Source organism: Pararhodobacter sp. (assembly GCF_034676545.1).
In the GTDB taxonomy this organism is placed as follows: Bacteria; Pseudomonadota; Alphaproteobacteria; order Rhodobacterales; family Rhodobacteraceae; genus Pararhodobacter.
The window spans coordinates 51,029-68,966 of the sequence record NZ_JAUCBZ010000012.1 but is presented as its reverse complement, the minus strand read 5'-3'; the positions used below and the strand labels follow the sequence as shown (position 1 = coordinate 68,966).

16 protein-coding genes are annotated in these 17,938 nt (G+C 63.5%); 10 read left to right on the top strand and 6 right to left on the bottom strand.

Features of this window, described 5'->3' with window-relative positions:
- Positions 1 to 42: 42 nt before the first annotated feature.
- Complete coding sequence (gene repB, locus VDQ28_RS02855; protein WP_323034501.1) at positions 43 to 969, bottom strand: plasmid partitioning protein RepB; 927 nt, start codon at positions 967 to 969, stop codon at positions 43 to 45.
- A 12-nt stretch (positions 970 to 981) separates the two neighbouring features.
- Complete coding sequence (gene repA / locus VDQ28_RS02850; protein ID WP_323034500.1) at positions 982 to 2,160, bottom strand: plasmid partitioning protein RepA; 1,179 nt, start codon at positions 2,158 to 2,160, stop codon at positions 982 to 984.
- A gap of 450 nt (positions 2,161 to 2,610) precedes the next feature.
- Here repA and VDQ28_RS02845 point away from each other — a divergent pair, with 450 nt between their 5' ends.
- Positions 2,611 to 3,000, top strand: a complete 390-nt coding sequence (locus tag VDQ28_RS02845; protein ID WP_323034499.1) for an MbcA/ParS/Xre antitoxin family protein — start codon at positions 2,611 to 2,613, stop codon at positions 2,998 to 3,000.
- Positions 2,997 to 3,698, top strand: coding sequence for an RES family NAD+ phosphorylase (locus VDQ28_RS02840; RefSeq protein WP_323034498.1), 702 nt, complete (start codon positions 2,997 to 2,999; stop codon positions 3,696 to 3,698). The genes VDQ28_RS02845 and VDQ28_RS02840 overlap by 4 nt, the downstream gene beginning before the upstream one ends.
- Before the next feature lie 212 nt (positions 3,699 to 3,910).
- On the opposite strand, the gene VDQ28_RS02835 is transcribed toward VDQ28_RS02840, so the two are convergent.
- The 3 genes from VDQ28_RS02835 to VDQ28_RS02825 form a co-directional block, all read right to left on the bottom strand.
- Positions 3,911 to 4,264 (bottom strand): PRC-barrel domain-containing protein, encoded by a 354-nt coding sequence (locus VDQ28_RS02835; protein ID WP_323034497.1) that lies wholly within the window; start codon positions 4,262 to 4,264, stop codon positions 3,911 to 3,913.
- A 155-nt stretch (positions 4,265 to 4,419) separates the two neighbouring features.
- Positions 4,420 to 5,151: a glutaredoxin gene (locus tag VDQ28_RS02830; protein WP_323034505.1), complete on the bottom strand. Its 732-nt coding sequence runs from the start codon at positions 5,149 to 5,151 to the stop codon at positions 4,420 to 4,422.
- Positions 5,152 to 5,243: 92 nt separating this feature from the next.
- Positions 5,244 to 7,532 (bottom strand): acyl-CoA dehydrogenase, encoded by a 2,289-nt coding sequence (locus VDQ28_RS02825; RefSeq protein WP_323034496.1) that lies wholly within the window; start codon positions 7,530 to 7,532, stop codon positions 5,244 to 5,246.
- Between the two features lie 340 nt (positions 7,533 to 7,872).
- On the opposite strand from VDQ28_RS02825, the gene VDQ28_RS02820 reads away from it, so the two are divergent.
- The 5 genes from VDQ28_RS02820 (at position 7,873) to VDQ28_RS02800 (ending at position 14,051) form a co-directional block, all read left to right on the top strand.
- Entirely contained in the window at positions 7,873 to 9,507 is a 1,635-nt protein-coding gene (locus tag VDQ28_RS02820) for a choline dehydrogenase (protein ID WP_323034495.1), read from the top strand.
- Positions 9,508 to 9,518: 11 nt separating this feature from the next.
- Complete coding sequence (locus VDQ28_RS02815) at positions 9,519 to 11,150, top strand: long-chain-fatty-acid--CoA ligase (protein ID WP_323034494.1); 1,632 nt, start codon at positions 9,519 to 9,521, stop codon at positions 11,148 to 11,150.
- Position 11,151: 1 nt separating this feature from the next.
- Positions 11,152 to 12,891 (top strand): aldehyde dehydrogenase family protein, encoded by a 1,740-nt coding sequence (locus tag VDQ28_RS02810; protein WP_323034493.1) that lies wholly within the window; start codon positions 11,152 to 11,154, stop codon positions 12,889 to 12,891.
- A gap of 24 nt (positions 12,892 to 12,915) precedes the next feature.
- Entirely contained in the window at positions 12,916 to 13,527 is a 612-nt protein-coding gene (locus tag VDQ28_RS02805) for a TetR/AcrR family transcriptional regulator (protein WP_323034492.1), read from the top strand.
- A gap of 173 nt (positions 13,528 to 13,700) precedes the next feature.
- Complete coding sequence (locus VDQ28_RS02800; protein ID WP_323034491.1) at positions 13,701 to 14,051, top strand: MliC family protein; 351 nt, start codon at positions 13,701 to 13,703, stop codon at positions 14,049 to 14,051.
- A gap of 77 nt (positions 14,052 to 14,128) precedes the next feature.
- Here VDQ28_RS02800 and VDQ28_RS02795 read toward each other — a convergent pair whose 3' ends face one another.
- Complete coding sequence (locus VDQ28_RS02795; RefSeq protein WP_323034490.1) at positions 14,129 to 15,067, bottom strand: cation diffusion facilitator family transporter; 939 nt, start codon at positions 15,065 to 15,067, stop codon at positions 14,129 to 14,131.
- A 101-nt stretch (positions 15,068 to 15,168) separates the two neighbouring features.
- Here VDQ28_RS02795 and VDQ28_RS02790 point away from each other — a divergent pair, with 101 nt between their 5' ends.
- The 3 genes from VDQ28_RS02790 to VDQ28_RS02780 all read left to right on the top strand — a co-directional run bounded on the left by VDQ28_RS02790 (position 15,169) and on the right by VDQ28_RS02780 (position 17,908).
- Positions 15,169 to 15,594 carry a helix-turn-helix domain-containing protein gene (locus VDQ28_RS02790; protein WP_323034489.1) on the top strand — a complete coding sequence of 142 codons (426 nt, stop codon included), beginning with the start codon at positions 15,169 to 15,171 and terminating at the stop codon, positions 15,592 to 15,594.
- A gap of 495 nt (positions 15,595 to 16,089) precedes the next feature.
- Positions 16,090 to 16,596: a TRAP transporter small permease subunit gene (locus tag VDQ28_RS02785; protein WP_323034488.1), complete on the top strand. Its 507-nt coding sequence runs from the start codon at positions 16,090 to 16,092 to the stop codon at positions 16,594 to 16,596.
- Positions 16,586 to 17,908, top strand: a complete 1,323-nt coding sequence (locus VDQ28_RS02780) for a TRAP transporter large permease subunit (RefSeq protein ID WP_323034487.1) — start codon at positions 16,586 to 16,588, stop codon at positions 17,906 to 17,908. The genes VDQ28_RS02785 and VDQ28_RS02780 overlap by 11 nt, the downstream gene beginning before the upstream one ends.
- Positions 17,909 to 17,938 lie beyond the last annotated feature (30 nt).

Genomic DNA, 17,938 nt, shown 5'->3' with positions numbered 1-17,938 from the left:
TTTGTCTGTGCCGGTTGCGTGCCTTTCCTGGTTGCTGCTCGGTTACTCGCCGCTCTGGGTTTTGTGCTGGTTTTTCCAGTCACGGTGAATCTGGGTGATATTCTGCGCCAGCCACTCGCCGAACTCTTGCGGCAGGTCCAGCGAACTGCGGCCCTTGGTGGTGCGGATCGTGCCAATCGGTTCGCCCTGGGCCAGAAGCCCGCGAAAATCGACGGCGTTTTTATCGGGGTCGGCGGGTTTGCGGGCGGGCGCGAGGGCCGTGAGCACCGCGACAAAGCGGGCATCGGAATCCGGCCCCTCGGCGGCGTTGATCAAGCGCGCGATGTCTTTACCTTTGACCTTGGCGGCCAACGACAGCCAGCGATCGCGCCCGGCGGCGGGGGCGGGGCCAATCGCCTGAATCAGCGGTTCCGGCAGGGCCTCGACCACCGACAACATGCGGCTGATGACGGTCTTGTCGATGTGCAGCGCCTCGGCGGTGATCTTGCGGTCAAAGCCCATGCCGATCATCGCCTGCGCAAACAGCGCCTTTTCGATAAAGGACAGGTCGCGCCGGGCGCTGTTTTCCTGCCCCTGAGCGACCACCAGATCGCGGTCGTTGATGTCGCGCACAAAGGCGCGCACCGGCCGGTTCAGGCGGCGCAACGCGGCAATGCGGCGGCGGCCATAGACCACCTCGTAGCGGCCTTCGGCATTGGGCGAATGGCGCAGCATGACCGGCACCTGCTGGCCATGCTCGCGCAACGACTCGACCAGCGCGTCAAGGTCTGCCTCGGGCTCCAGGCGGTCGCGCAGGCCGGCGCCGTCGATCAGATCGGCGGGCACATCGACCAGCGCGCGGGTGCGCAGATCGGCGATCGACCGGCTGACCGCGCCAATCGCGCCACCGGTCATGCGCGGGGCAGGGGTGTGCGGCGTGGGCGTGTCCGACCCCTCCATCAACCCTTTGAGAAGATCCTTGCGAGCCATAACCAGCCCTCCTTATTCGCGACCCCAGGCGGATTGAATGAGCGCTTCAATCTCGCTGTTGACCGCATTCAGGCTTTCCAATGCGCGTTCATAGGTGACGCGGGTGAATTGCGATTTCTCGACCTCATAGAGCGTCTGCTTGGTGATCCCCGCATCGGAAATCGCCGTCGATTTCAGGGCAGGGTGGTTGAGCACATGATCGCCGAACAGGCTGCGCATGAAGCTGACCATCTGGTTTTGCGGCCCGTCGCCGGGCTCATAGCGGGTCACCAGATAGCGCAACCAATCATATTGCATGTTGCCGCCGGCATCGGCGACGACGCCCAGCAGATTCGAGGTCATCAGCAGGAATTGGCACATCGACATCACGTCCAGCATCTGCGGATGCACGGTGACCAGAACGGCGGTGGCGGCAGAGAGTGCGGACATCGTCAAAAACCCCAGCTGCGGCGGGCAGTCGATGACGACGACGTCGTATTCGCTTTCCACCTCGGCCAGTTTTTCGCCAACTCTGGTAAAGAACATCTGACCAGACCGCGCGGCCAGTGCACGCGGCGTGTCGTGTTCGAACTCCATCAGGTCCAGATTGCCGGGAATGATATCAAGCCCGTGGATATAGGTTTTACGGATCACCGCGCGCAGGGGCAGGGGGTCTTCGTAGCGAATCGCGTCATAGAGCGTGCCGCCGTCGATCAGGTCGAATTCCGGCTGGAACCCGTGCAGGGCGCTGAAACTGGCCTGCGGATCGAGGTCGATGCCAAGCACGCGGTAGCCATCGAGCGCCAGTTTCTGCGCCAGATGCGCGGCGGTGGTGGTCTTGCCCGAGCCGCCCTTGAAGTTGATCACGGTGATGACCTGCACATGGTCACCCGCGCGCCGACCGGGCAGGTAGGTGCCGGGGGTTTTGGCGCCCTTGTCCAGCATGACCCGCAGATCCATGACCTCGGACAGGCTGTAATAGCGCCGCCCCCCGGCGCGAATCTCGGGCTCGGGGCCGCGCCCGTCCAGATGCAGTTTGCGCAGATAGGCGTCCTTGACGCCCAACAGATCCGCCACTTCGCCCGAGGTGAATTTGCGCAGCTCGCGCTGTGCGTTCGGCGGGAACAATTGCGCCCGATGGGCTTGCAACCGTTCCGACAGCCGTGCAGCATGCTCGCCGACCAGATGGTCGATGCGGTCCTCGCGTTTCATACTCTGCCCTTCGCCAAAATTCCGTGTGTTACGGTTTTTAGCTGTTTATTCATTTCCTGCCGTAAATGAATGACGCGGTTACCCGAGTCGCGCAAGTGTTTTTCGACATCTTGTGTCAGCCGCGCCACAATCCACAAGAGATCGGGCGGGATTTGTGCCGTTCCCTGCGGGCCTGCGATGGCAAAGAATGCCCGGATATCGCTGGGTTACGGCGTGATCTTCACGCCATATGTTAACCGGGCGCGCAGTCCGGGGATTCAGCCGGGCGGGCGGCTTGCGGCTCTGCTGCTGCGGATTGTCCCGAATCAGCGCGCGGGTTCGTGCCTGCCCAGACCGCGCCAAAGCGGCCCGTGACCGGACCTGAACGCGATGGCGACTTGCAAACGCTTGGTTCATATGATCTTTACTTTGTGTTCATATGGTCTATTGTGGATACAAAGGAGACCCATGATGCCCGTCGTTGCCAAGGCCCGCGAACCCGCTCAGATCAACGCTGTTGCGCTGAAAGCCTATGCGCGCATTGTCGATGCCTGGGCCTTGAGCCTGAAAGAGGCGGCCGGCCTTGCAGATATGTCCGAAAGCACATGGAAACGCGCCAAAAAACCGGATTTCGCCGGCGAGTTGACCAAGGATCAGCTTTTGCGGCTCAGCGCGGTGATCGGCATCTACAAATCGCTGGAACTCTATTTTTCCGAACCCCTCGCAAGACGCTGGTTCACACGGCCAAACGCGGGCCCCTTGTTTGCCGGCCAGCGCCCGGTTGAGACGGCGATCGAAGGGGGGCTGCCGCAGATTCTTGCGATTCGGACCTATCTTGATGCGCTGCGGGGCGGCGTATGAGGCAGACCGAGATTTCGGATCGCGGTCTGGTTCGCCTGTTGCCCGCAACCTATCACAAGCCGCCCGCGCTGCGGGGTCTTGTCGATACCGAGGATGAGCTTGAGATCCTCGCCCGGATCGAGGGGTTGACCAGCGGTCGCCTGCAGGCCGAGCGCGGCCGGAACCCGCATCTTGACCCGCGCGAACTGGCCTGGCAACGCCGCCGCCGCGACCTGCGCCTCTATGGCGACAGCCACGTCAACGCGGCCTTTACCTACACGCGGGCGGGCGGCAACCGCTTCAACCCCGGCGACCGCGGCGCCTGGTATTGCGCCTGGGATGTGATGGTCTCGGTCAGCGAGGTTGCCTGGCACCGAACGCGCGAGCTTGGCTACACCGGCTGTTTCGAGGACAGCGCGCGCTATGTCGAGCTGCTGGCGGATTTCATCGGGGTTTTCGATGATATGACCGACGAGCCCGATCATCCGGCGCTGAATGCGGACCCGGACCTTGGCTATCCCGAGGGGCAGAGCCTCGCGCAAACCCTGCGGCGTGACGGCTCACGCGGCCTGATCTATCCCTCCGTCCGAGCGCCAGCCCCCGGCGGAAACTGCCTCGTCTGCTTTGAACCCCGCGCGATCCAGAATGTCCGACCGGGCGCATCCTGGGATCTCGTCTGGGACGGCACGCCGGAGTATTCGATCCTTGCTGTCGGTTAAAACGGGTCGCGCGCCCCGGCACGGGTCCGCAGCAGGTCAAGACCGCGCCAAGCGCCGCACCGCGGCGACCAACGCCGCACAGGTTGCATGGCCTGACGCGGGTTGGGGATCTTGTGACACCGGGCGCGGGCCGGGATCGGATACGGCACCCGCAGGATCACCGCGCCCGGCGTCAGGCGGTTTCGCAGGGCGCCTGTTGCGCCCCTGATCCGTCAGAGCCAGTAGTTGGGGATCCGGTAGTGATGGTGGGTGCGTTGCTCCCAGTCGCGGTCACGGTGCCAATTGTCCGGCGTCACGGGCGCGCCTTTGACATCTTGTTCGGTGATGTCGGTGGCAAAGCCATCAAGGCGCGGCTCATAGCGCAGCTTGCCCCAGGGCACCGGATAATGGTCTTCGCCCATGCCCAGAAAGCCGCCGAACCCCATGACCGCATAGGCAACCTTGCCCGTTTTCTTGTCAATCATCAGGTGGTCGATCGTGCCGATCCTGGTGCCGTCCGCGCCGTAGACCGTGGTGCCGTTTACATCCGAGGACGAAACAAGCGGTGCCGGTGTTGTCGTGGTCATTGTGCTATCCTCCTGTGAGTTGCAGTCTGCAAGGATAACGTTTCAACGCCGGAAGGGTTCCGCGTGGCTGGGCGGGAACACGGTTGGCTGCGCGCATTCTTGCCACCAAGGGCAATGCGGCGCAGACTTCGGCCCGCAGACCCCGGCCCGCAGGATCAGACCGCGAACCACCGCGCCAGCATCCACAGGCCCATGCCCAGCATGATCAGGTTTTCCGACAGCGAGACGGCCCCCAGCGGTACATTCGATCCACCGCCGACACAGGCGCATTTCAGCGCGCGCTTGTCGATATAGACCGCCTTGATCACACTCACCGCCCCGACAGCGCCGATGAAAATGCCAACCGGCGCGACAAGCCAGATCCATGCGCTGCCCGTGCCGATCAGCGCCATCATGCCGACGCCTGTATAGAGCTCCAGGAACGGATAGGCATAGCCATAGGGCACATGGCGGCGCGCCAGCAGGTCATAGCCCAGAAACCCGCTGACAAAGCCCTCGACGTCGCGCAATTTCTGGATCGCCAGCGCCACCATCGAGAGCGCGAAGAACCACATCAGAAAGATCGCCACCGGAAACCCGGCATAAAGGTTCAGCACAATCGCCAGCGCCGTCAGGGCCGTCGCGGCGAAAATGGCAATGACCGGGGCGTAAGTCGTATCGCCCTCGGCAAGAACGCGATAGCCGAAATGGGTCTTCAGATCGCTGTAGCCGCCGATCTGCTGGCCGTCGATATAGGTGATCGGCGTGGTCTTGACGTCATGCGCGGCCATGAAGGCATCGACCTGCGCGCGCGTCGTCAACAGCGTGTCATTGACGGTATAGCCTTTGCGCTCCAGCAAGGATTTCGACTTCAGGCCAAAGGGACACAGGTGATCGGGCATCGCCATGCGATAGAGCGCTGCGGTCTTGCCGGTGCCGATGCTTTTCGCGCGGGCGGCCGCGGGGCTGTCGATGGGGCCGTCGATGGGGTTGCCTTGGGTCATGACTGGGTCTCCTCTGGTCGCGGTGTCACGCCTTGGTGTGCAGGGCGCGCGCGTGCCGCGGTTCGGTCAGATGCGGGGCAGGGGAACAGCGCGGCCAACGCGTCGGACGTGTAGTCGTCCACGGCGATCACCTGATCCACCAGCGCGGTCATCGCCGCGATCCCGGCCATCTCCGCATCGCTCAGGATGCCCGCCGCAAGCGCCTCGGCCGGAGTCTTGCGCGCCTCGCGCAGGCGTTTCATCACTGGCGCCATTTGCACGACCTTGGCGTAACAGGCGTTGAGCACCTGCACGCCATCGCCGTCGCGACCGCCGAACAGCCGCCCGGTGATCCGGTCGCGGGTGGCCGAGGGGTGGAACAGCAGGTCGCTGCACGCGGCCGTCAAGCGGTCATCGGGCTTGCGCTGCGTCGCCCCGGGCAGGGTCAGACCGCGCAAGATCCACGCCGCCCAGCGGGCCGGCAGATTGGCAACCACCGCGTCCAAAGATGTCTGGATGCGGTTGAACGACTGGGCCGCCGCATAGCGCAACAGCGGCAAATCGGCCTCTTGGCGGCCCTCATCCTGCCACCGCTTCAGCGCCGCCGACAGGATATACATCTCGGACAGAATATCGCCCATCCGCCCCGAGATCATCTCGTTGCGTTTCAGCGCCCCGCCCAGGGTCAGGAACAAGACATCCGCCGTCAGCGCATAGGCCGCCGACCAGCGCGCCAACTGGCGATAAATCGGCGTGGCGGCCCCGGCAGCGGGGGCCGGGGCAAACCGCCCGCCGGTCAGCGCGCGGCCCCAGGCCCGGAACAGGGTTTTCGTGGTATGCCCGACATGCGCCCAGAGGCTTTTGTCGAACATTTCCAGTGACTTCTCGGCGTCCGGCTCTTGCAGCGCCAGCATGGTCTCCAGCATATGCGGATGCGCGCGGATCGAGCCTTGGCCGAAAATGATCAGGCTGCGCGTGACGATGTTTGCGCCTTCCACCGTGATGCCGATGGGCACCGCGCGATACAGCGGCAGCAGATAATTGGACGGCCCGTCGATCACCGCCTTGCCGGAATGCACATCCATCGCGTCATTCACCGCCTCGCGCATCCGGAATGTCGCGTGCGCCTTCATGATCGCGGAAATGACCGAGAGGGCGCGGCCCTCGTCCAACCCCGCGCAGGTCAGGTGGCGCGCGGCCTCCATCGCATAGGCATCCGCCGCCAAACGGCCCAGACGCGCCTGAATGCCGCCGAATTTGCCGATCGGCAGGTTGAATTGCTGCCGAATGCGCGCATAGGCCCCGGTCGTATGCGCGCAAAACGCAATTGCCGCGCAGCCCATCGACGGCAGCGAAATGCCCCGCCCGGCAGCCAGCGCCGCCATCAGCATCATCCAGCCCTTGCCCGCATACTCCGGCCCGCCGATGATGTTTTCCAGCGGGATGAACACATCCGTGCCGGTGGTCGGGCCATTCATGAACAGCGTCGAGGACGGGATATGCCGACGCCCGGTCTCCACCCCCTCAAGATCGGTTGGAACCAGCGCGCAGGTGATGCCGATATCAGGCGTGTCGCCCAGCAATCCATAGGGGTCGCGCAGCTTGAACGCAAGGCCCAGAACGGTGCAGACCGGCGCCAGCGTGATATAGCGTTTCGCCCAGGTCAGGCGGATGCCCAGAACCGTCTGACCCTGCCAGTCACCGTTGCAAATCACGCCCTCGTCGATCATCGCACCCGCATCGGATCCGGCCTCGGCGCTGGTCAGGCCGAAGGCGGGCAGCTCGCGCCCATCGGCCAGTCGGGGCAGCCACTGGTCCTTTTGCGCCTCGGTGCCGAACATATGCAGCAACTCGCCCGGCCCCAGCGAGTTGGGCACCATCACCGTGACCGCCGCCGCAATCGAGCGGGTCGAGATGTAGCGCACGATTTCGGAATGGGCGAAGGCCGAAAACCCCAGCCCACCATAAGATTCCGGAATGATCATGCCGAAGAACCTGTTGTCGCGCAGAAACTGCCAGGCCTCGGGCGGCAGGTCGGCGGTTTCGTGGTTGATCTGCCAGTCGTCAACCAGGCCGCAAAGCTGCTGGACTGGGCCATCCAGGAACGCCTGTTCCGCCGCCGACAGGGTCGGGGGTTTGACCGCGTGCAGCCTGGACCAGTCGGGATTGCCGGAAAACAACTCGGCCTCCCACCAGACTTCACCGGCGTTCAGCGCCTCGCTTTCCGTCTCGGACAGGGCCGGAAGTGCGGCCTTGGCCCAGGCGTGGATGGGTTTGGTGAAAACGCGTGTGCGAAAGCTGGCCATGTCATGCTCCTTGCTGACTCTAACCAGCCGCTGCGCGATTCGTTCCGCAAGACGCGGTCGAACCACGCCGCGCGTCGCGCTCGGGCATCGACCCGTGCAGGGTCAAACCGTTGGAACACCAGATGATTTAACATAACACTGCTTATTGGACTTAGACCTCATTTTGCCACGCAACGGATCGAGGGCCGCGCCCCGCTGCGGCGGGAAACGGATGCGGTTTTGCCGTTACGTCGCGAACTGCTCTGAACGTTTTTTCTGGACAGGTGTCCAGTTTGTTTGTTTGATAAAGCTGAGGCGACCGGGAGAATCGCTGACGGATACCAAGAGAGGAGCTTGGAAGATGGACTTCGATTATGTGATCGTGGGCGGCGGATCGGCGGGTGCCACCTTGGCCGCGCGGCTGAGCGAGGACGCCGCGACAACGGTTTGCCTGTTGGAAGCGGGCGGGCGCGGCGACGGGATTCTGGTGCGCGCGCCGGCTGCCGTGGTGGCGGTGCTGCCGGGACACGGCAAGATCAACAACTGGGCCTTCAACACCGTGCCGCAGCCGGGGCTGAACGGGCGACGGGGCTATCAGCCGCGCGGGCGCGCGCTTGGCGGCTCCAGCGCGATCAACGCCATGCTCTATGTGCGCGGCCACCGCGACGACTATGACACATGGGCCGATCTGGGCTGCGAGGGCTGGGACTGGGAAAGCGTCCTGCCCTATTTCAAGCGCTCGGAGAACAACGAGGACGGCGCGGGCGAACATCACGGCGCAAGCGGTCCGCTGCATGTCAGCCACCAGAAAAGCCCGCGCCCGATCACCGAGGCCTTTGTCGAGGCCGCAACGCGGCTGCAATACCGGCGCAGCGAGGATTTCAACACCGGCGACAACGAGGGCTTCGGCCCCTATGCCGTGACCCAGTTCCACAGCCCCGAGCGCAACGGCGAACGCTGCTCTGCCGCCGCCGCCTATCTGCATCCGGTGATGGACCAGCGCCCGAACCTGACGGTGCTGACCAAGGTCCGCGCCGAGCGTATCCTGTTCGAGGGCAAGCGCGCCACCGGCGTCGCCTATCGCCAGAAGGGCCAGAGCCATCAGGTGCGCGCGCGGCGCGAGGTGATCCTGTGCGGCGGGGCTTTCGGGTCACCGCAGCTTTTGCAACTGTCGGGCGTCGGTCGCCGCGAGGATATCACCCGTCACGGCATCACGATGGTGCATGAGCTGCCCGGCGTGGGGCAAAACCTGCAGGATCATCTGGATTTCATTCTGGGCTGGAAATCGAAGGATACCGACAATTTCGGCATTGGCCTGACCGGCAGCGTCAACCTGCTCAAGCATATGTTCGCCTGGCGCAAGAACGGCACCGGCATGATCGCCACGCCCTTTGCCGAGGGGGCCGGGTTCCTGAAAACCGAGCGGACGATGGACAAGCCCGATGTGCAACTGCATTTCGTGATCTCCATCGTCGATGACCACGCGCGCAAGCTGCATCCGGGCTATGGGTTCTCGTGCCATGTCTGCGCGCTCAGACCGTTCTCGCGCGGCGAGGTGTTCCTGCAATCGGCCGACCCGATGGCCGATCCGGGGATTGACCCGAAATACCTGTCGGATGACCGCGACCTGAAAACACTGATCGCCGGGGCCAAGATCACCCGCGAGATCCTGATGCAGGAGCCGATGAACAAGTACCGCCACAAGGAGTTGTTCGGCGTCACCGACGGGATGAGCGATGCGGAGTGGGAGAAACACATCCGCGCCCGCGCCGACACGATCTATCACCCGGTGGGCACCTGCAAGATGGGCACCGATGACATGGCCGTGGTCGATCCGGAGTTGAAGGTGCGCGGGCTGGAGGGGCTGCGCGTGGTGGATGCCAGCGTGATGCCGACGCTGATCGGCGGCAATACCAACGCGCCGACCATCATGATCGCCGAGAAGGCCGCCGACATGATCCGCGGTATCTCGAACGCCGCCATCGCGGCCAAATAAGGGGGAACGACATGCTTGGAAAAATGATGGATCAGCCGTTGCTGATCTCGAACCTGATCGCCCATGCGGCGCGCTATCACGGCAAGACCGAGGTCGTGTCGGTGGAAACCGCGGGCGGCATCGAGCGCGCGACCTGGGCCACGCTGGAGGCGAACGCCCGGCGGCTGGCCTCGGCATTGGAGCGGCTGGGCCTGCAACCCGAGGCGCGCTGTGCGACGATCGCGTGGAACAACCGCCGCCATATGGAGATTTACTTTGGCGTGGCCGGGGCCGGTCTGGTGTGCCACACGATCAACCCGCGCCTGCACCCCGAGCAACTGATTTTCATCGTCAACCATGCCGATGACAAGGTGCTGTTCTTTGACGCGACCTTTCTGCCCGCCGTCGCCAAGCTGAAAGCGCAGTTCAAGAACGTCGAGCATTTCGTGCTGATGGGCCCGCGCGACGATGCGGCGGCAGAGATGCTGGACGGGCTGGAGTTCTATGACGAACTGCTGGAGACCGGCGACGACGCCTATGTCTGGCCGCGCTTCGACGAGACCCGCGCCTCGTCGCTGTGCTATACCTCGGGCACCACCGGCAACCCCAAGGGTGTGCTCTATACCCATCGCTCGACGATGTTGCACTCCTTGGCCGGGAACCAGCCCGATGGCTTGGCGATCTCGGCCAAGGACACGGTGTTGCCGGTGGTGCCGATGTTCCACGTCAATGCCTGGGGCGTGCCCTATATCGCGGCGGCGAACGGCGCCAAGCTGATCCTGCCCGGGCCGGGGCTGGATGGCGAAAGCCTGGTCAAGCTGATCGACGGCGAGGGCGTGACGCTGGCGCTGGGTGTGCCGACGATCTGGATGGGCCTTCTGGGCGCGCTGGAGAAAACCGGCAGCAAGGCGGCAAGCCTGAAACGCACGGTGGTCGGCGGCTCGGCGCTGCCGCCGTCGATGATCCCGGCGTTTCGCGACAAATACGGGGTCGAGCTGATCCACGCCTGGGGCATGACCGAAACCTCGCCGCTGGGCACGCTGAACCAGTTGTTGCAAAAGCATCAGGGCCTGTCCGACGCCGACAAGGCAGCGCTGCGGCTGGGTCAGGGGCGGCCACCCTATGGCGTCGAGTTGCGCCTCGTCGATGAGGCGGGGCACATCCTGCCGCAAGACGGCAAGACGCAGGGCGAGTTGCAGATCCGCGGGCACTGGATCGTCGATACCTATTTCAAGGCCGACAAAAGCGCGCTGACGCTGGATGGCTGGTTCGATACCGGCGATGTGGCGACGCTCGATGCGGATGGTTACATGGTGATCCGCGACCGGTCCAAGGACATCATCAAATCGGGCGGTGAATGGATCTCGACGGTCGAGCTAGAGAACATCGCCATCGGCCACCCCGCCGTTGCCAACGCTGCCGCCATCGCCGCACGGCACCCGAAATGGGACGAGCGCCCGGTTCTGGTGGTGCTCAAGGCTGCCGGCGCCGAGGTCAGCGAGGCAGAGATTCTGGCCTTTTATGACGGCAAGGTGGCAAGCTGGCAGGTGCCCGACAAGGTGATCTTTGTCGAGGCCCTGCCAATGGGTGCCACCGGCAAGGTGATCAAGGCCAAGCTGCGCGACGATTACGGCGATATCCTGCTGCAAGACAAGGACGCATGAGATGAAACATCAAAGCACCATCACCCCCGATCCGCGCGCGGCCTATGACGCCGATCTCGAGGCGCTCGACGCCGCCAAGCACGCCTGGGCGCGGACCCCGGTTGCCGAGCGGATCGCGCTGCTGCAAGCGGTCAAGGATGCGCTGATGCCGGTGGCCGAGGGTTGGGCCACCACCGCCGCGCGCAAGAAACGCCTCGCGCCGGACTCGCCGCTGGCGGGCGAGGAATGGATCAGCGGCCCTTATGCCGTGATGGGCATGTGCAACGGGCTGATGCAGACCCTGTCGCAGCTTGAGGGCAAGGCCTATCTGCGCCACCTGCCGACCCGGCGCTTGCCCAACGGGCAGACGGCGGTGCGCGTCGTGCCGCATTCGATCTGGGACCGGCTGCTGCTGTCAGGGGTCAAGGCCGATATCTGGATGCAACCGGGCGTGACCCCGGCGACCCTCAAAAACCACGCCGCCACCGCCTATGACACGCCGCCGGAAAAGCGGGTTGGCAAGGTGGCGCTGGTGCTGGGCGCGGGCAATATCGCCGCGATCTCGCCGCTGGATGCGTTCCAGAAACTGTTTCTGGAGCATCAGGTGGTGCTGCTGAAAATGAACCCGGTCAACGATTATCTGACCGAGTATCTGCGCGCCGCGCTCAAACCGCTGATCGACCGCGATGCGCTGCGCATCGTCAAGGGCGACGGGGCGGCGGGGGCCTATCTGACACATCATCCGCTGGTCGAGGAAATCCACATCACCGGCGCGCGGGCCACCCATGACGGCATCGTCTGGGGCACGGGCGACGAAGGCGCGCGCAACAAGGCCGCCGGCACGCCCAAGAACCCGCGCCCGATGACGTCCGAACTGGGCGCGGTCTGCCCGACGATTGTCGTGCCCGGCCCGTGGTCGGCGGCGGATATCCGCTTTCAGGCCGAGCATATCGCCACGCAAAAGCTGCACAACTCGGGCTTCAACTGCGTCGCGGTGCAATCTCTGGTGCTGCCGCGCGGCTGGGACAAGGCCGAGCCGCTGATGAAAGAGGTGGCCCGCGTCATGGCCGAACACGCCCGGCGCGAGGCCTATTATCCGGGGGCCGAGGGGCGCATGGCCGAATTTGCCGAACGCGCCGACAGCGAGCAGCAGTTCGACCGCGGGCCGAACGTGCCGCCCTGCTATGTCGCGGATATGGAGCGTGGCGATAGCGAATGGCTCAAGCAGCACGAGGTTTTTGCCCCGGCGCTTGGCGTCAAGCATCTGGACGGCACGGATGCCGAAACCTATCTGTGCGCGGCCATCGCCTGGGCCAATGACAAGCTCTATGGCACTCTGGGCGGCAATATCCTGATCCACCCCGCGACGATCCGCAAGATCGGCCACACCCGGTTCGAAGAGATCCTGGCCGAGTTCCGCTATGGCACGATTGCGATCAACGCCTGGACCGGGCTGGGCTTTTTGCTGGCACCGGTGCCGTGGGGCGGGTTCGCGGGCGCGACGCTGCAAAACGTGGAATCGGGGATCGGCACGGTGCACAACAGCTTCATGCTGGACGCCACCGAACGCACGGTGGTCGAGGCCCCCTGGAGCCCGTTCCCGCGCAACCTCTTGTCCGGACGCTTCACGCTGTTGCCGCGTCCGCCATGGTTCATCACCAACCGCCGCCAGCACAAGATCGGCCGCCTTCTGACCCGGTTTCAGTACAAGCCGGGCTGGCTGAAACTGCCGCGGATCTTTATACACGCCTTGCTGGGGTAAACTGGGAAAGGTATGGGCGCGGCCATGACCGATCAAAAGCCGATAGGAAAGCTCGCGGTGCGCGCCGCCACCAAGGGGGCCAAGCGCGACGCCAAGAAACGCGAGCTGGCCGAAAGCGCCATCGAGGCGCTCAAACGCTATGGCTACGCCAATACCACCCTGCGCGACATCGCCGCGCAGTCCGATTTCTCCTTGGGCATGTTGCACTATTACTTTGAAAACAAAGAGCAACTGCTGATCTATTGCGTGCGGCTCTACAAAGAGCGGTTCGCCGCCGAGATCAGCGCCCGCATTGCCGGGGCCGACACCCGCGAAAGCCTGTTTCGCGCCTTTGCCGAGGGGTTGGCCGCCGCGATTGTCGAGGACGCGGACACCCACCGGCTGTGGTATGACATCCGCAATCAGGCGCTGTTCGACCCGGTCTTTCAGCCCGTCGTCACCGAGATCGAAGCCTCGCTGATCGGGCTGGTGGCGCAGATCGCGGGCGAGGGTGCCTCGGGGGCGTCGATTCAGGTGCTTTACGGCGCCGTGGACGGCGTTTTCCGGCATCTGCTCGAGGGTCAGATTGCCGGAAACCGGCGCGGTATCCCGGACCTCGCCGAAGAATTTTGCGCGGTCCTGGCGCTGGCGCGTTGATTGCCCCCTGACGTGTCGGCGTCGACCCTGTGCGGCGCGGTTCCGGCGCGGGTCTGGCGCGCGTCCGAACCCTGTTCACGCGCCCGTGCAGAGCGCCGAGGTGGACCTCGACCTCTGGCGCAAGACCCGGTAATCTCGGCTGAAATGACGCTGCACCCCACAAAGGAAACGCTATGAAAAACATTGCCCTCGGTCTTGCCCTGCTGGCCCTGACCGCCACGACGGCAACCGCCGATACATCGCTTGCCATCACCATCGAGCTTGACGATGCCTATCTCAACACCACAACCTATCAATGCGGTGCAAAGGGAACTGTGCAGGTCCATTATGCCACGTCGGAAACCGACAGTCTGGCGCTGGTGCCGGTTGACGATGACACCCGCGTTTTCGTCGGCGTTATCTCGGCATCCGGCGCGCGCTATGTCGCGGGGCAATATGAGTGGTGGTCAACCGGCGAAGGGGCCACGTTGAAAAACCTCATGACCGAAGAAACCGTTTTGGACTGTGTCACCGAGGGGCAATAAACCAGCAACCGCGGGCCAAAGGCGCAAAACAGTCGCGCCAATGGCCCGCAACGCGCCGTCCAAACCGGGTCCGACCGTTAGCCGCCATGCGCCGCATGGCTGTGATCGAAGCCGAATTTCGACGTCTCACGGCAGACATGGCGCGCGCATTCCAGCTCCAGCACCGTGTGATCAATGTCGAACTGCTGATGCAGCGCGGCCTTGATCGCCGCCTTGATCGCGTCAGCGCGGCTCCATTCCCCCGCCACGATCACCACATGCGCGTTGAAGGCCGCGCGATGCTCGGTCATCTGCCAGAAATGCGCGTGATGAATGCCGTCCACGCCCTCGGTGGCCAGCACGGCCTGCAACACGGCCTCGGTGTCGATATCGGGCGGGCTGCCCAGCATCAGGATGCGGATGACCGGCCCGATTTCAAGGAACGCGTGCCACAGGATATAGCCGGCGATCAACACCGTCACGATCGGGTCGATGATCCACCAGTCATAGAGGATGATCAGCGTCCCCGCGACGATCACCGCCACCGAGCCCAGGGCATCGGCCACGTTGTGCAGAAAGGCCGCGCGGATGTTCATGCTTTCTTTGGACAGCGAATAGGTCAGCAGCGCCGTGGCAACATCCACCGCCAGCGCGATCCCGGCGATGATCACGATCATCCAGCCCGCCACCGGCTGCGGCTCGAGGAACCGCCCGGCGGCCTCATACAGCAGATACAGCCCGAGGATGATCAGCGTCGTATAGTTGACCAGCGCCGCGACGATCTCGATCCGGCCATAGCCAAAGGTCATCGCCGCATCGCGGGGTTTGCGGGCAATCTTGCGGGCGGCAAAGGCGATGATCAGCGAGATCGCGTCGGAAAAATTGTGCAGCGCATCGGCGATCAGCGCCAGCGACCCCGACAGAACGCCGCCGATCACCTGCGCGACGGTCAGCCCCATATTGACCGCTATCGCGGCAAAGACCCGGCGGTCGCCGGCCTCTGGGTCAACGTGGTGGTGGTGATGTCCATGTGCCAAGGTCAAATTCCTTCAAATGCCATGCCAAGGGGCGGTGATTCCCGCTAGCCTGATAGGCTTATGCAAGCTACAGTCGCTATAGGGTCAAGAGGAAAAGCTCAATGGCGCAGTATTCCATCGGCGACATGGCGCGCCGGAGCGGCGTGAAGGTCACCACCATCCGCTTTTACGAGGCGCGCGGCGTGTTGCCGGAACCGGACCGAACCGAGGGCGGGCAGCGCCGATACGGTCAGGCGGCGCTGGAACGGCTCACCTTCATCCGCCATGCGCGTGAACTGGGCTTCGAGCTGGACGATATCCTGGAACTGGCCAGCCTGACCGATCGCCCGGATCTCTCGTGCCAGCACGCGCATGAAATCACCGACCGTCATCTGAAAACCGTGACGCGGCGCATCGCCATCCTGAATGATCTGCGCGATGAGTTGGCGCGGATGCTGGCGCGCTGCGAAGGCGGCGAGGTGGGGCATTGCCGGGTGATCGAGATCCTCGGCGATCACCGGCTGTGCAAGGCGCAAACGCATCGCTGATATCACAGACCGGCGGGCGATCTTCAGCGTTGGTGCTTTGCCGGATTGCGCCACGGCGCGGGGGCTGCGCAGGCTCGGCGAGGGTGACACAGAGGGCTGGTTGCCCCTTCACACCCGCGCCTGGTTTGTCGCGACGCGGGATGCGGGTGGCGTCGCCGCCGCGGAAATACCGTCCCGCGACCTTCGGTCGCATCCGCTCCACGGCGCAAGCGCGAACCTTTTCGCTGGCGCGGAGCACGGGGCACCGGTTCATGCGCTTACGGCTGGGCAACGCCGCATTCACGGTGCCAATCGGGGCCTTTTGCCATCATCCATGCCAATCTTGCCTCTGCCATGGAGGCGGCGAATTTCTCTGGGGAGCGTGGCGCGCGGAACCGTCGGGCCAATTCCGTCGCGGGCGCGGTGTTTCTCGACCCGGCGCTGTTGACTTCGTTGGCGTGACTCCAAATAGTGAGAAAAAAAACACAGGTGTAATTCCTGTCCGCGGGAGGCAGCATGCTTTTGATCCGAATGATCGACGGACTCAATGAGGTCGTCGGTAGAGTAATCTCTTGGGTTGCCATAATTTTTGCCGGTTTGATCATCTATGACGTCGTGTTGCGCTATGTGTTCAATGCGCCGACACTTTGGGCGTTTGATCTGACCAAACATCTCTATGGATTCTACTTTGTCCTGCTGGGCGGCTATGCCCTGCGACATCAGGCGCATGTGCGCGTGGATCTGGTGACGGGTATCCTGAAACCTCCGGTGCGGCGCATTGTCGAGCTGTTGGGCTACCCGCTTTTCTTCTTTCCCTTTGCCTGGGTGTTCACCCATCAAAGCTACCTTTTCGCGCTGCGCTCCTGGAATCAGGGCGAAACCACCTATGGCTCGATCCAGATGCCGGTGTATCCGGTCAAGATCGCCATGGCCGTCGCGGCCGTGCTGCTGTTGCTGCAAGGGATATCAGAGTTCTTGAAGCTGGTACTGAACAAGACCGAGGAGACCGCCGATGTCGGGTGAAACGATTGCCCTGATCATGGCAGGGATTCTGGTGCTGGGCCTGTTCATGGGTCACCCGCTGGCCTTTGTGCTGGGGGGTACGGCGATTCTGGGTGCGGTGATTGCCGGGCGGACACAGATCCTGGGGATCGTCGTGAACCGGATTTATGGCGATGTGCTGGATAACTATGTCCTGATCGCCATTCCGCTCTTTGTTCTCATGGCGCGATTCCTGTCCGACAGCGGCGTGACCGACAAAATGTTCGAGGCGCTGCGCCTGCTCTTGGCGCGTGTCACCGGCGGGCTTGGCCTGGCGGTCGTGGTGATCTCGATCCTGCTGGCCGCAACCACCGGCATCATTGGCGCGTCGATCACCGTGATGGGGGTCATGGCGCTGAAGCCGATGCTGCAATACGGCTATTCCAAACGCCTGAGCACCGGCCTGATTGCCGCCTCTGGCTGCCTGGGTATCCTGATCCCGCCGTCGATCATGCTGATCCTGATGTCGACGAACTCGTCGCTGTCGGTGGGCCAGCTTTTTGCCGGGGCGATGGTGCCGGGCGTGTTGCTGGGGCTGCTTTATGGCCTCTATGTTGCCGCCGTCGCGTTTTTCCGCCCTGATCTGGCCCCGGCCGTCAAGCTGGATGAGCGCATCAGCCGTGGTGCCCTGATCAAGATGCTGATGGTCGAGGCCCTGCCGCCCCTGTTGCTGATCTTCGGCATTCTGGGCACGATGCTGGCCGGGATCGCCACCGCGACCGAGGCCTCGGCGGTTGGCGTGTTGATGGCGCTCTTGATCGTGATTTTCCGCGGAAAATTCGAGTGGGCAAGCTTTACCAGCGCCATGCGCGAAACCGCCCGCACCTCGGCGATGATCCTGTTCATCGTGGTCGGCGCGACGGCGTTCACCGGCGTGTTCAACATCACCGGCGGTTTGCGCGCGACGCAAGCCCTGCTGAAGTCGCTGGACATGGAGCCCTGGATGCTGATCACCGTGATGATGCTGATCGTCTTTGTGATGGGCATGTTCCTTGACTGGACCGGGATCGTGCTGCTCAGCTTCCCGATCTTCCTGCCGGTTGTGCAGGAAATGGGCATTGATCTGTTGTGGTTCGTGGTGCTGATGGCGGTGGTCTTGCAGACCTCGTTCCTGACACCGCCCTTTGGTTACGCGCTGTTCTATATGCGTGCCATTGCCCCGCCCGAAGTCAGTATCTCTGACATCATCATCGGCGTCCTGCCCTTCATCGGGCTGATCGTGCTGATGGCGATCGCCATCGCGTTCTTCCCGCAGCTCGTCACCTGGCTGCCGGAGACGTTGTATACCAACTAAACCTAAGACCAACGACTTGGAGGAGTTTCG

Bases quoted from the DNA above. Each gene is read 5' to 3' on its own strand.
- repB (WP_323034501.1), bottom strand. From the start codon at position 969: ATGGCTCGCAAGGATCTTCTCAAAGGGTTGATGGAGGGGTCGGACACG.
- repA (WP_323034500.1), bottom strand. From the start codon at position 2,160: ATGAAACGCGAGGACCGCATCGACCATCTGGTCGGCGAGCATGCTGCA.
- VDQ28_RS02845 (WP_323034499.1), top strand. From the start codon at position 2,611: ATGCCCGTCGTTGCCAAGGCCCGCGAACCCGCTCAGATCAACGCTGTT.
- VDQ28_RS02840 (WP_323034498.1), top strand. From the start codon at position 2,997: ATGAGGCAGACCGAGATTTCGGATCGCGGTCTGGTTCGCCTGTTGCCC.
- VDQ28_RS02835 (WP_323034497.1), bottom strand. From the start codon at position 4,264: ATGACCACGACAACACCGGCACCGCTTGTTTCGTCCTCGGATGTAAAC.
- VDQ28_RS02830 (WP_323034505.1), bottom strand. From the start codon at position 5,151: ATGGCGATGCCCGATCACCTGTGTCCCTTTGGCCTGAAGTCGAAATCC.
- VDQ28_RS02825 (WP_323034496.1), bottom strand. From the start codon at position 7,532: ATGGCCAGCTTTCGCACACGCGTTTTCACCAAACCCATCCACGCCTGG.
- VDQ28_RS02820 (WP_323034495.1), top strand. From the start codon at position 7,873: ATGGACTTCGATTATGTGATCGTGGGCGGCGGATCGGCGGGTGCCACC.
- VDQ28_RS02815 (WP_323034494.1), top strand. From the start codon at position 9,519: ATGCTTGGAAAAATGATGGATCAGCCGTTGCTGATCTCGAACCTGATC.
- VDQ28_RS02810 (WP_323034493.1), top strand. From the start codon at position 11,152: ATGAAACATCAAAGCACCATCACCCCCGATCCGCGCGCGGCCTATGAC.
- VDQ28_RS02805 (WP_323034492.1), top strand. From the start codon at position 12,916: ATGACCGATCAAAAGCCGATAGGAAAGCTCGCGGTGCGCGCCGCCACC.
- VDQ28_RS02800 (WP_323034491.1), top strand. From the start codon at position 13,701: ATGAAAAACATTGCCCTCGGTCTTGCCCTGCTGGCCCTGACCGCCACG.
- VDQ28_RS02790 (WP_323034489.1), top strand. From the start codon at position 15,169: ATGGCGCAGTATTCCATCGGCGACATGGCGCGCCGGAGCGGCGTGAAG.
- VDQ28_RS02785 (WP_323034488.1), top strand. From the start codon at position 16,090: ATGCTTTTGATCCGAATGATCGACGGACTCAATGAGGTCGTCGGTAGA.
- VDQ28_RS02780 (WP_323034487.1), top strand. From the start codon at position 16,586: ATGTCGGGTGAAACGATTGCCCTGATCATGGCAGGGATTCTGGTGCTG.